Annotated in this window: 10 protein-coding genes; 6 read left to right on the forward strand and 4 right to left on the reverse strand. The window is 48.7% G+C overall.

Annotation, left to right across the window (positions count from 1 at the left end):
* The first annotated feature begins 254 nt into the window (after positions 1-254).
* From B3Z75_RS03360 to B3Z75_RS03385, 6 genes are all read left to right on the forward strand, one after another.
* Entirely contained in the window at positions 255-806 is a 552-nt protein-coding gene (locus B3Z75_RS03360; protein ID WP_294067761.1) for a YIP1 family protein, read from the forward strand.
* Positions 806-1,258: an SsrA-binding protein SmpB gene (gene smpB / locus B3Z75_RS03365; RefSeq protein WP_294067763.1), complete on the forward strand. Its 453-nt coding sequence runs from the start codon at positions 806-808 to the stop codon at positions 1,256-1,258. The genes B3Z75_RS03360 and smpB overlap by 1 nt, the downstream gene beginning before the upstream one ends.
* A gap of 121 nt (positions 1,259-1,379) precedes the next feature.
* Positions 1,380-2,324, forward strand: coding sequence for a nucleoside recognition domain-containing protein (locus B3Z75_RS03370; protein WP_294067765.1), 945 nt, complete (start codon positions 1,380-1,382; stop codon positions 2,322-2,324).
* A gap of 55 nt (positions 2,325-2,379) precedes the next feature.
* Positions 2,380-6,069, forward strand: coding sequence for a methionine synthase (gene metH, locus B3Z75_RS03375; RefSeq protein WP_294067767.1), 3,690 nt, complete (start codon positions 2,380-2,382; stop codon positions 6,067-6,069).
* Between the two features lie 35 nt (positions 6,070-6,104).
* A complete protein-coding gene (locus B3Z75_RS03380) occupies positions 6,105-7,136 on the forward strand; it encodes a threonine aldolase family protein (RefSeq protein ID WP_294067769.1) in 1,032 nt (343 codons plus the stop codon).
* Between the two features lie 100 nt (positions 7,137-7,236).
* On the forward strand, positions 7,237-7,800 hold the full coding sequence (locus B3Z75_RS03385) for a DUF2179 domain-containing protein (RefSeq protein WP_294067771.1): 564 nt from the start codon (positions 7,237-7,239) through the stop codon (positions 7,798-7,800).
* Here the strand turns inward: B3Z75_RS03385 and mazG are convergent, their stop codons facing one another.
* The 4 genes from mazG to B3Z75_RS03405 all read right to left on the reverse strand — a co-directional run.
* Entirely contained in the window at positions 7,801-8,592 is a 792-nt protein-coding gene (gene mazG / locus B3Z75_RS03390; RefSeq protein ID WP_294067773.1) for a nucleoside triphosphate pyrophosphohydrolase, read from the reverse strand.
* Positions 8,593-8,635: 43 nt separating this feature from the next.
* On the reverse strand, positions 8,636-10,687 hold the full coding sequence (locus B3Z75_RS03395) for a protein-disulfide reductase DsbD family protein (RefSeq protein WP_294067775.1): 2,052 nt from the start codon (positions 10,685-10,687) through the stop codon (positions 8,636-8,638).
* Positions 10,688-10,866: 179 nt separating this feature from the next.
* Positions 10,867-11,997: a TlpA disulfide reductase family protein gene (locus tag B3Z75_RS03400; protein ID WP_294067777.1), complete on the reverse strand. Its 1,131-nt coding sequence runs from the start codon at positions 11,995-11,997 to the stop codon at positions 10,867-10,869.
* 17 nt (positions 11,998-12,014) lie between these two features.
* Positions 12,015-12,505 (reverse strand): RagB/SusD family nutrient uptake outer membrane protein (locus B3Z75_RS03405; protein WP_294067779.1); only part of this gene is annotated, 491 nt, incomplete at its 5' end.

Below are 12,505 nucleotides of genomic sequence, written 5' to 3' on the forward strand. Positions count from 1 at the left end.
TGCGTGCCCGGTATGAAGGGTCAAGTACGACGAACACCAAAGAGTTGAAGATTACGTTCAAGTACTATATGAAAGGACGTGATCAAATAGTGGATTCACAAGTGTACCGGATGACGGTTAGTGGTGATTGACCGGCAATCGGCTTATCGGCAATATGGCAGCTCCCTTGAAAGAGAGCTGCTTTTTTTTAATCGCTCTCTCATTCCATTATTTAAGATGAATTGATTACCTTTGCAATCCAAAATAATAAGGTAATGTGGAGAGATATTTTTGTAACAATCATACAATTAATAGTCGCTTCGCCAAGTGCATGGAAAGAGATCGACAAGGAAGACAAGAGCCAGAACGACTTTGTCGGCCGTTTTCTTCATCCTGTAATCGGAATCATTGCCCTGGCCGCTTTCATAGGTGGTATGTGGTTTACCCGTGATGGCGGACTGCAAGGTGCGCTCAAGAGTGCCATCATCAATGTTGTGTCAATATATGGAGGGTTTTATATTTCCTCTTACGCAATAAATGAAGCCGCACCTCGTTTTGGCTTGAGTAAAAATTTGGCTCGTTTTCAGAAGTTTACAGGATATTCTTCGGTAGTGGTGTTCGCATTGTATATGATTGTCCCGTTTCTTTCCGATTTCTTTATCCTCTGGCTCCTTGTGCTCTACACCCTGTATGTTGTGCAGACGGGTGCTCTCTTTTTTTTGAATGTGTCAGCCGGAAAAAGGCTGAACTTTACTCTCCTCGCATCGGCCCTCATCATCCTGGCACCGGCAGTGATCAGGGGATTGTTTTCATTTTTAATTAAATAATGCAACAAACGCCCATCAACATAAAAAATAAACGTGCCACGTTCGATTACGAACTGTTGGAGACCTATACTGCGGGTATAGTACTTACCGGAACCGAGATTAAATCGCTGCGACTGGGAAAGGCAAGCCTGGTAGATACCTATTGTTTATTTGAACGTGGAGAATTGTGGGTGCGCAATATGCATATTGCCGAGTATTTCTATGGTACCTACAATAATCACAATGCTCGTCGCGACCGCAAGCTGCTGCTTAACAAAAAAGAGCTTTCCAAGATTCTGCGGCAGACCCGCGAAACCGGATTTACCATTATCCCGGTCCGTTTGTTCATCAATGAAAAGGGGTTGGCAAAACTGGTTATTGCCGTTGCCAAAGGAAAGAAAGAGTACGACAAACGGCAATCGTTGAAAGAGAAAGAAGATAAGCGTGATATGGAGCGAATGTTTAGAAAGTAATCGCTCAAAAGTAGCTCTGCTTCTTCTCTGAATGTCCGGGAGCAACTTCCTGCCTGCTTTTCGAAGCGGAGTGGCAGTACAATAAAGTGTTTTAGGTTTCTATAATTTCCAAACGTCTACTATGCAATTTTGGAACAGCATCCTTCTTCGTGCATTTAAAAAATCGGCCCGCACCACGCTGTGGCTGCTAAAAATTATTCTGCCCATCTCACTGCTTGTGCGATTTCTGGATTATTACGGTGTGTTGGCTTTCCTGGCAGATTTTTTGGATCCCCTTTTTGTATTTATGGGACTGCCCGGAAGTACGGCAATCGTATTTATTACCAGCATTTTCCTGCCACTCTACGCACCGCTGGCCATCATTGCATCCATGACCATTACCTTGCGTGAACTGACTATTCTGGCGCTCATGTGCCAGATATCCCACAACCTGCCCGTGGAGAGTGCCATACAGGCCAGAACAGGCACTTCGTTCTGGGCAATGACCGCTTTGCGCATTGTGACAAGTATTTTCACAGGCATTGTGCTGAACTTTATCCTTCCGCGGGAAATGGGAATGCCCGTGTTTGCACAAACAGACGTTGCTGCCATGACTTCGGTAGCAGATGTCCTGCTGTTGTGGCTGAAAAGTTCTCTGCATATCGCTCTGTTGATAGTGGTGATTGTATTTACCCTGAATCTGCTGTACAACCTCCTCGAAGAATACCGGTTGATCCCTAAGCTGAGCAAGGCGGTTGCACCTCTTCTGCGGTTTTTTGGATTACCGGCAAGCACAGCCTTCCTTTGGCTCATTGGCTACATTGTAGGTCTGGCCTACGGGGGGGCGCTGATGATGGATCAGATGAAAGAAGGAAAGGTGACCAAAACCGATGCCAGTTTGTTGAACTATCACCTCGCTGTGTCACATTCTGTGTTGGAGGACAACCTTTTGTTCGTGGCTCTGGGCGTCTCCATATGGTGGATTTTGGGCGTACGGTTTGTGGTTGCCTGGGTCGTTGTGTGGATGAGGAGGCTCATTTTGCGGTTACGATTCGGCGATATGAGCTTCAAGCCTGATCACTGTTGAAAATCAATTTTATTGATTAAATTTGGGCGAAATAATAAACTGAGAGAAACAAAAAATGAAGATAGAAGATATTTTATCCGATCGCATCCTGATACTCGACGGTGCGATGGGTACCATGATACAGCGCCATAAGCTCACCGAAGCCGATTTTCGCGGAGAACGGTTCAAAGACTCCCCGATATTGCTGAAGGGCAATAACGATTTGCTGTCTCTTACTCGTCCGGATGTCATCGGACAGATACACCGGGAGTATCTTGAGGCAGGAGCCGACATCATCGAAACCAATACATTCAATGCTACCAGCATTTCGATGCAGGATTACGGGATGAGCCATCTGGCAGCCGAAATCAATCTGGCCGCAGCGAAGCTCGCCCGTGAAGCTGCCAATGAGTTTACGCGACTCACACCCCATAAGCCCCGGTTCGTTGCCGGATCTGTCGGACCGACCAACAAGACGGCCTCAATGAGCCCACGGGTGGAAGATCCTATGTTCCGGGCAGCCACGTTCGATGATTTCAAAGCTGCATACAAAGAACAGATGCTGGCACTGGTTGAGGGAGGGGTGGATCTGTTGCTTATCGAGACCATTTTCGATACGCTCAACGCCAAAGCGGCCATCTTTGCCGCGGAGGAGGTAGCCGCTCAAACCGGAAAGCATACTCCTCTCATTCTCTCTGTGACGCTTTCCGACAAAGCAGGACGCACGCTCTCGGGACAGACCCTGGCCGCCTTTGTTGCCTCCGTGCATCATGCAAAGCCGTTGGCGATAGGCTTGAACTGCTCATTTGGGGCGAAGGATCTGAAGCCGTATGTGAAGGAACTGGGCAGGATTGCGCCTTACTACATCAGTGCCTATCCTAACGCCGGATTGCCCAATCAGTTGGGGGAATACGACGAGACGCCCGAAAAGATGGCTGCCCAGATCAAAGAGTTTATCGACGAGGGATTGATAAACATTATTGGCGGATGCTGCGGAACCACACCCGCCCATATTGCCGAATATGCACGAATGGTGGAACATGCTGCCCCACACCGCAAGTCGGCCCCTCCTGCTTATATGCAACTTTCCGGATTGGAACTGCTGGAGGTATCTCCACAAATTAATTTTCTGAACATCGGGGAGCGTTGCAACGTGGCCGGGTCGCGCAGGTTTCTGCGCTTAATCCAGGAAAAGAAATACGAGGAGGCGCTCGGCATTGCCCGCAAGCAGGTGGAGGATGGTGCACAGGTACTCGATATCAATATGGACGAGGGGCTGCTTGACGGTGTGCAGGAGATGACCCGCTTTCTGAACCTGCTTTCTTCCGATCCCGATGTGTCGCGGGTACCCATCATGATTGACTCGTCGAAGTGGGAAGTGCTGGAAGCCGGACTGAAATGTGTGCAGGGAAAATCGATTGTCAACTCCATTTCCCTGAAAAATGGGGAAAATGAATTTCTACAGCAGGCTCGCCTGGCACAAGCCTATGGCGCTGCCGTGGTGGTGATGGCTTTCGACGAGACGGGACAGGCAGATACGTACGAGCGTAGGATCGCGATCTGTGAAAGAGCATACAGGTTGCTGACTGATCACGGATTTGATCCCGGAGATATTATCTTCGATCCCAATGTGCTTGCTATTGCTACCGGGATTGATGAGCACAAAAATTACGGGGTAGACTTTATTCAAACAGTTCGCTGGATCAAGGGGCATCTGCCGCATGCCAAGGTGAGCGGTGGTGTTAGCAACCTCTCCTTCTCCTTTCGAGGCAACGATTTCATCCGGGAGATGATGCACTCCGTCTTTCTCTATCATGCTATTCAGGCGGGAATGGATATGGGAATTGTAAACCCGGCCCAGTCGGTTATTTACGAAGATATTCCTGCCGACGCCAAAGAGCTGGTGGAAGATGCTGTGCTGAACAGACGCGACGATGCCACAGAACGACTGATGGCCTATGCCGAGAAGATGAAAAACGAGAAAACCCCCGAAGCCGAACAGGCCAAAGAGCAGGTGTGGCGTACGTTCACCCTCGATGAGCGACTGAGTTATGCCCTGGTGAAAGGAGTTGGTGATTATCTGGAAGAAGACCTGGCGGAAGCGCTGCGGGTCTATCCGCGTGCCGTAGACATCATTGATAAGCCGCTGATGGACGGTATGAACAGGGTAGGCGATCTCTTCGGATCGGGGAAGATGTTCCTCCCCCAGGTGGTGAAGGCAGCACGCACCATGAAGAAGGCGGTCGCAATTCTTCAGCCCACCATAGAGGCAGAAAAGACATCGCTGGGAGGTTCTCAGAAGGCAGGGAAGATCCTGCTTGCTACCGTGAAGGGCGACGTGCATGATATCGGGAAAAACATCGTCTCTATTGTGCTGGCATGCAACAATTATGAAATTGTCGATCTGGGTGTAATGGTCCCGCCAGAAAAGATCATCGACACGGTACACCGGGAAAAACCCGACATTGTGGGGCTGAGCGGTTTGATTACTCCTTCACTGGAAGAGATGGGGGTTGTGGCCGAAGAGATGGAAAAGGCGGGCTTTAGCATGCCGCTACTGATCGGTGGTGCTACTACCTCAAAGCTACACACGGCTTTGAAGATTGAACACCGGTATGGCCATGGTGCTGTGGTATATGTGAAGGATGCCTCACAGAGTCCCGCTGCTGTTGCCAACTTGATGAGTGTTGATAACAGGGATGCCTATCTGCAGAAAGTAAAGGAAGAATATGCACTCCTGCGTGCAGGCCACTCGCTGAAGGTGACCGAGCTTGTTTCACTCGGGGAAGCACGTACATACGCTTTCCGGGCGGATGACAGTTACAGGCCGGTGCGCCCACGAACCATGGGCCGGGTGAAGCTGGATAAGATTGGAGTTGATACGCTGATACCCTATATCGACTGGAAATTCTTTTTCCCTGCCTGGAACTTATCTGCCAAATTTCACACGATTACCCGCATTGCGCGGCACGATACGGCTGCTTACGAAAAATGGAAAGCCTCGTACCGTGACGATGAACAGGAGAAGGCACAGGAAGCTGCCAAATTGTTTTACGATGCACAGGCCATGTTGCAGCGCTTTGCGGATGAACAGGTGGATTATGTGAAAGCGGTTTTCGGATTGTACGAAGCTTATAGTGAAAACGACACCATCTTTATCGATCGGACACCATTTCCTTTCCTGAGGCAACAAAAGAAATCCGATAAAAATGAATATTTCAGCCTGAGCGACTTTGTCGCCTCCCGGGAGTCAGAAAAGAAAGATTACATCGGTGCTTTTGCAGTGACTGCCGGTGACGGTGCCGATGCACAAATGAAACAGTATGAAGAAGAAGGAGACGACTATTTCGCCCTGCTGATGAAGTCGTTGCTCGACCGACTGGCGGAAACAGCTACAGAATGGCTGCATGAAAAGGTGCGCCGTGAATACTGGGGTTATGCCGCAGATGAGCAGCTCTCAATTGCCGAGTTGTTTGCGGTGAAATACCAGGGTATTCGTCCGGCAGTGGGATATCCTTCCATTCCAGATCAGACGGTTAATTTTTTGTTGCATAAGCTGCTTGCTACCGAAGAGATTGGCATCTCACTCACCGAAAATGGGGTGATGTATCCTAACGCGTCGGTCAGTGGCCTCTTTTTTGCACATCCGGACTCCAAATATTTTTCGATCGGTGAAATTACCGAAGAGCAGCTGGACGATTATGCCCGACGGAAGAACGTGAAACCGGAAGAGATCAGAAAGTTCCTGCTGGCAAATTTAGGGTAAGTTTCGTATCTTTGTAGTACAAAAGATCATTTTCCATGCGGAGTTTCGGAAGCGACAATAATTCAGGGGTTCACCCCCGTATCCTGCAGGCATTGGCAGAGGCGAACAGAGATCATGCCATTGCCTATGGCGATGATTTGTGGACACAAGAGGCACAGAAGGCAATCTGCAGATTGCTCGAAGACGGTGAGTTGAGGCCTTCCTTCCTGTTTAACGGTACCGGCGCAAATGTGGTGGCTCTGCAGGCCTGCCTGCATCCTTTCCATGCTGTTCTCTGTGCATCGACGGCTCACATTGCCGTGGATGAGTGCGGTGCGCCGGGAAAATTGACAGGTGCCTCCTTGAAGGAGATTGCCACTCCCGATGGGAAGCTCACGCCGGAGCTGGTTCGTCCTCACCTGCATGGCTTTGGCTTCGAACATCACTCACAGCCCAAAGTGATCGCTATCTCGCAGACCACAGAACTGGGCACCTGTTACACACCGGGCGAAGTAAAGGCCCTGGCTGAGCTGGCTCATGCCCACAATATGTTTCTTTTTGTGGATGGCACACGCATTGCCAATGCCTGTGCGTATCTCAATGTTTCGCTCAAGGAAATCACAGTGGATTGCGGGGTGGATATCTTTACGCTGGGTGGGACAAAAAATGGATTGATGTTCGGTGAAGCTGTTGTTCCGTTAAGAAAAGAACTGTCCGGCAATATGAAATATTACCGGAAGCAAACTACCCAGTTGTATTCCAAAATGCGTTTTATTTCCGCTCAGTTCATTCCGTATATAAACGAACATTTATGGTTGGAGAATGCACGGAAATCCAACGCTGCTGCTAAATTGTTGTGGAAAGAGATACGCAGTGTGAAGGGGGTTGAGATTACGCAGCCGGTGGAATCGAATGCGTTGTTTTTTATCCTGCCTAAAGAGATTACCGACAAACTGCGGGAACGCTACTTCTTTTACGATTGGGATGAAAGTCGCAACGAAAAGCGTCTCGTCTGTTCGTGGGACACCACGGAGGATGATATCCGGAATTTTACCGGTTATCTGAAGAGCCTTGTCGCTGAAGATTGACCTTTTCCGGAATCCTCTTCAAGCGCGTTTATCCATCATCTTGCATCACCGAGATGCAAAGTGCTGATTTCTGATTTCAAATTACTGATATTCGATTTTTATGTTTGATTTTTTAGACGTTTACCCCTGGTTATTGCCTGTGATTATCTTTTTTGGCCGTGTGATCGATGTGTCGTTAGGAACGCTTCGGATCATATTTGTTTCGAAAGGCGAAAAATACAAAGCCCCTTTGATTGGGTTTGTTGAAGTATTTATCTGGGTAGTTGTTATTTCGCAAATTCTTTCAAGAGCCAACGATATGGTGGCATACCTCTCTTATGCGGCAGGGTATGCAACGGGCAACTATGTGGGTATTTTGCTTGAAAACAGGATCGCTTACGGAATTATACTTTGCCGGATTTATACACAAAAAAATGGTAGAGACTTGGTGCAGTCGCTCAATAAGCTGAATATCGGGGCTACAATGACGCATGGAACCGGATCGACCAACGAAGTAGATATTATTGAAACGGTTGTCGACCGGAAAGAAATGAAGACGCTGGAGCGAACACTCAACGATTTCGACAACAATATTTTTTATGTGGTGGAAGACGTACGGACCAAGCAGAACGGCATTTTCCCGAAACGGAGGACCGTGCTTACCCGTTGGCGTACAGGGAAGTAATCAGGCTAAGTGATCTCTCTTTTTTGCTTCCTGCCAGATCGCTTCCATTTCTTCGAGTGACATCCCCTTGAGGGAGCGACCCTGAGCCTTCACCTGCTTCTCCATATAATTAAAACGGTAGATGAATTTTCTGTTGGTACGTTCCAGAGCGTTGTCGGGATTCACCTTATAGAGCCTGGCTGCATTGATGATGCTGAAAAGCAGGTCGCCAAATTCGGCCTCTGTTTTATCGGCATCCATCTTTTCAATTTCTGCTTCCAACTCCCCCAGTTCCTCTTTTACTTTGTCCCACACATCGTGGCGCTTATTCCAGTCGAATCCCGAGTTGCGGGCTTTGTCCTGAATCCTGTAAGCCTTCACCAGAGAAGGTAGTGCCGAAGGTACTCCTTCGAGCACAGTCTTGTTGCCTCCATTTTCTTTCAGCTTGATTTGTTCCCATGATTTTTCTACCATGCCTGCCGAATCGGCATGCTTGTCTCCAAAGACATGCGGATGACGAAAGATCAACTTGTCGCAAATGGCATTGCAGACATCGGCGACATCAAAATCCTGTTTTTCTTCTCCAATTTTTGCATAAAATACCACATGCAGCAGGAGATCTCCCAGTTCCTTTTTTATCTCTTCGTTGTCGCTGTTGAGGAGGGCTTCCGCCAGCTCATAGGTCTCTTCGATGGTGTTTGCCCTGAGACTCTCGTTCGTTTGCACTCTGTCCCAGGGACATTTCTCCCTGAGCTCATCCATGATGTCGAGCAATCGCCCAAACGCTTCCAGTTTTTGTGCTCTTGTGTTCATATCTGAAAAAGCGGAGACGCCCGAATGACGTCTCCACTGATGATTATTTTTTAAAGTTGGTCAATCCTGTCTGCAGGAATTCGATGTATCTCTCTACATTTTCGTCGTAGGCGTATGACGGACTCAATGGCTTCCCGTCGTGATCGAGCGCGACATAGTAGGGTTGTGCGTTCGCGCCGAATTTATGACGCTGCAGGTAGCTCCATTTGTCTCCGATGGTTTTCAGGCGGGTTGTTCTACCGTTCTCGTCCACCTCGATGATCTCAGGGAGTTTGGTTTTGTCATCTACCATCAGTGTGATCAGGATATAATCGTTGTCGAGCATATCTTTCACCCGGGGATCGGTCCATACCGATGCTTCCATCTTGCGGCAGTTGACGCAACCATAGCCTGAAAAGTCGATCAATACCGGTTTGTTTTGCCGTTTGGCCAGCGCAAAGCCGGTTTCATAATCCAGGGTTTGAGCATGCACCTCACCGTCGTAGAGGTTGAAGTCCTGTGTGTAGAGTGGGGGAGAGAAAGCGCTGATTGCCTTAAGGGGTGCTCCCCACAATCCGGGGATCATATATATGGCAAAAGCGAGCGAGATGATGGACAGAAAAAGGCGTGGTATGGTCACGTGGGGCACGTCGCTGTCGCCGGGGAACTTGATTTTCCCGAGAAGATAGATCCCAAGCAGCGCAAAGATGACGATCCACAGCACCAGGAACACTTCCCGGTCTAGAATTCCCCATCCGTATGCAAGGTCGGCCACCGATAGAAACTTAAGTGCCAGTGCCAGCTCGAGAAATCCCAAAACCACCTTCACCGAATTGAGCCATCCGCCCGATTTGGGCAGGGTGGATAACCACGAGGGGAAGATGGCAAAAAGGACGAAGGGAATGGCCAGTGCAATGGCAAATCCCAGCATGCCGATAGCCGGTCCGAGGATGCTGCCCGAGAGGGCTGCTTCTACCAGCAACGTCCCAATGATCGGGCCGGTGCAGGAGAAGGAAACCAGTACCAGCGTGAAAGCCATAAAGAAGATGCTGAGTGCGCCGGATGTCTTATCGGCTCTCTCGTCCATTCTATTGGTCCACTTTGCCGGCAGCACCATCTCAAATCCACCGAAGAAGGCAATGGCAAACACCACCAGCAATGCAAAGAAAATCAGGTTGAACAGTGCGCTGGTGGCTAGGTTATTCAGTGCGCTCGCGCCGAAGATACCGGTTATCAGAAGCCCCAGCACCACATAGATGACGATGATTGCACTGCCATAAACCAATGCTTCGGAGATGGCTTTCTTTTTTTCTGTTTTGTTTCGTTTCAGGAAAAAGCTGACTGTCATGGGGATCATGGGCCATACGCAGGGAGTGATCAGTGCAATGAGCCCGCCAATAAAACCGGAGAGGAAAATCCAAAACAGGGACATGCCGGCAGTGCTTCCCTTCATTCCGAAATCCTGCAACTCTTCAATTACGGGTGTCCAGAGCCAGTCACTGTCGACCCCGTCTGAGGTAGGAGCTGAAAGGGATGACACCTGCAGGCTGTCTGCAGCCTGTGCCGGAGTCAACGCCGTAAGCGGCTCGCTTTTTTCGTTTACTGCCGATGAGGCAGGCTTGTTTGCTGCAGGCGATGCAACGGTCACCGTGGCCGGAAGCTGTGCCGCCGTAAAGGAAAAGTCGTGGGGTAAAGGAGGCGTGCAGCTGCTGTCGTCGCATGCCTGAGCACGAACGTCGCCCTGCAGGGTGAAATTTGTCTTGTCTGTCACCCTGAGTCGCTGTATAAACCGGGCGTTCCCCTGGAACGTGCCGATCGTCATTTGAAAGATGCCGTCGTATTTTACCTTTGCCTTCGTCTCGGCATAAAATTCGCCGACAGGTTCGGCGCCGGTCACCCGGTCTAAGCTGATCTGTGTGGGAGTAGGTCCACCATCCGGGATTGTTGTGTCATATAGATACCATCCCTGTTTTATTTTAGCGTCTGCCACCAGTTCAATTTCACCATTTCCTACATCCTTGAGCGAGAAATTCCAGATTACTTCATCCTGCGCTAGAAGCAGTGAGGTACAAAGAAACAGTAAACCGAGGAGTGCGGTTGATCTTTTATTAACCATATTTCAATTTTCTTTCTTGATGAATGTGCAAAGTTAACAATCGGGACATAAAAACCTAAGTTAATATCGGTTATAAAGGTCTTTGTTGCGTTAAATAACGCTGTTCCCGTCCATTTTACTTGAAACGAAAAGGATCAGGTGATGAACACCCAATCCTTTTGCGATTCTGTCTAACCTGTTTATTGGTCGAGCCTCTCTTTTAGCAACTCTTCCAATTTTTCCGTGGAGAGCCACCTTTCAACAATCTTTCCCTCTTTATCTAACAAGACAAGGTGAGGAATTCCGTTAAACTGATAGTCTTTCATAATCTCCTTGCCCGAGTTGGGTGCACAGACCTGACCCCACGGCATTTGTTGTGCCGCCATGGCTTTTTTCCAGGCATCCTCTTTGTCGTCGATGGAAACAGACAAAATCTCCAGTCCTTTTGCGTGATACTTGCTGTAAATCTCCTTTAGCTGAGGGATAGACTTTAAACAAGGTCCGCACCAAGATGCCCAGAAGTCGATCAACAGGTATTTTCCTTTGTAATTCTCCGGCCCTATTTTTTGGATGCCGTCGGGTGCAGGCAGCGAAAAACCGGGTGCTTTCATTCCCTGTTGCAACTTGCTCATTCTTTCGGCTTTCTCTCTCACCTCCTTTTTGTATTGTACGAACGGATAATAATCGCTTTTTGTTTTTTCCAGCCTGGCTATTAACGCATCTTTGGCGGGCGTATCTCTTAAATAGGAGAGCAGGGCTACCGCACTGTTTCTGTCGCTGTAATTTTCAGCCAGGAATATATAATCAGCCAGCGCGTTATCCCCATTTCTGGTGTAACCATCTTTCGCGTACTCTTTCCATGCTTCGGAGTCACTCCCCATGGCACGTCCGTATTCCTGACCTGCCTGAATCATTCCCTGGTATCGTCTGTAATCGAAGTAGTTGATGAGGTTCATCAATTGATTGCTGGGCCCTGCGTTTTCAATAAACTGGTAGGGAGGGTTTTTGATTTTCACCCGTGCCGTATCGCGACCTCTGAAATCTACCGTGATATCTTCATCTTCGCCCCAGAAGGAGAGCATCTCCCATTTTTGCAGGTCGATCCTGTAAATGCCGGGATGCGGTAAGGTGATGCTCTTTTCGAATGAGTTGTCATTTTTTAGTGGGATAGAATCGATATCGATTCTCTCCGGCCCATCCGTGTAGTATATTAGAATGGGAAACTTTTCATCAGGAAACTCTACGGTTCCCCGGATGGTGATGGTACTTTCCTGTGCATAAGCAACAGAGACCAGTAGTAAAAAGAACAGTGTGTGAATTAATTGTTTCATTTTGTTATTATTGATGATTATGGATTTTGAATGATGTCGAGGTTGGTTTGTATTTCGCTTTGCGGAATCTGCAAAAAGAATTCGTGGCTGTCTGCCGGGTAAAGTTCTCCGGTTGTACCGGCCCCCTTTATGGTGTGCAATCCCTTCCTTATTAATGGTTTGCGCATGCGCTTTATGTCTCCAATTGCAAATCCCTCTCCGTAAAGCTCTTTGCGCCTTTCTGTGAGAATTTCGTTCAGCAGCTCTTCGCCGGTTGCCGTGCTGATCGTCGCATTCGGGTCGCGATGTTTTTGAAGCCGGAATAAAATCGTCTGGGCTTCGGATGATTGGTTCATCCGCACTGCACATTCGGCCTGAAGGAGGATCATCTCACTGCTCCTCATCAGCAATACATCCGGTAGTTTCTGGGCATCGTCGGGATCCATGATTTTTGTACTGACATATTTTCGTTCGGGATATCTCTCCGCATCTCCGACGACCGGATTGAGGGTGATAAGCTCCTTGCGCA

Origin of the sequence: Proteiniphilum sp. UBA1028 (assembly GCF_002316955.1) — a bacterium.
Lineage (GTDB): Bacteria > Bacteroidota > Bacteroidia > Bacteroidales > Dysgonomonadaceae > Proteiniphilum.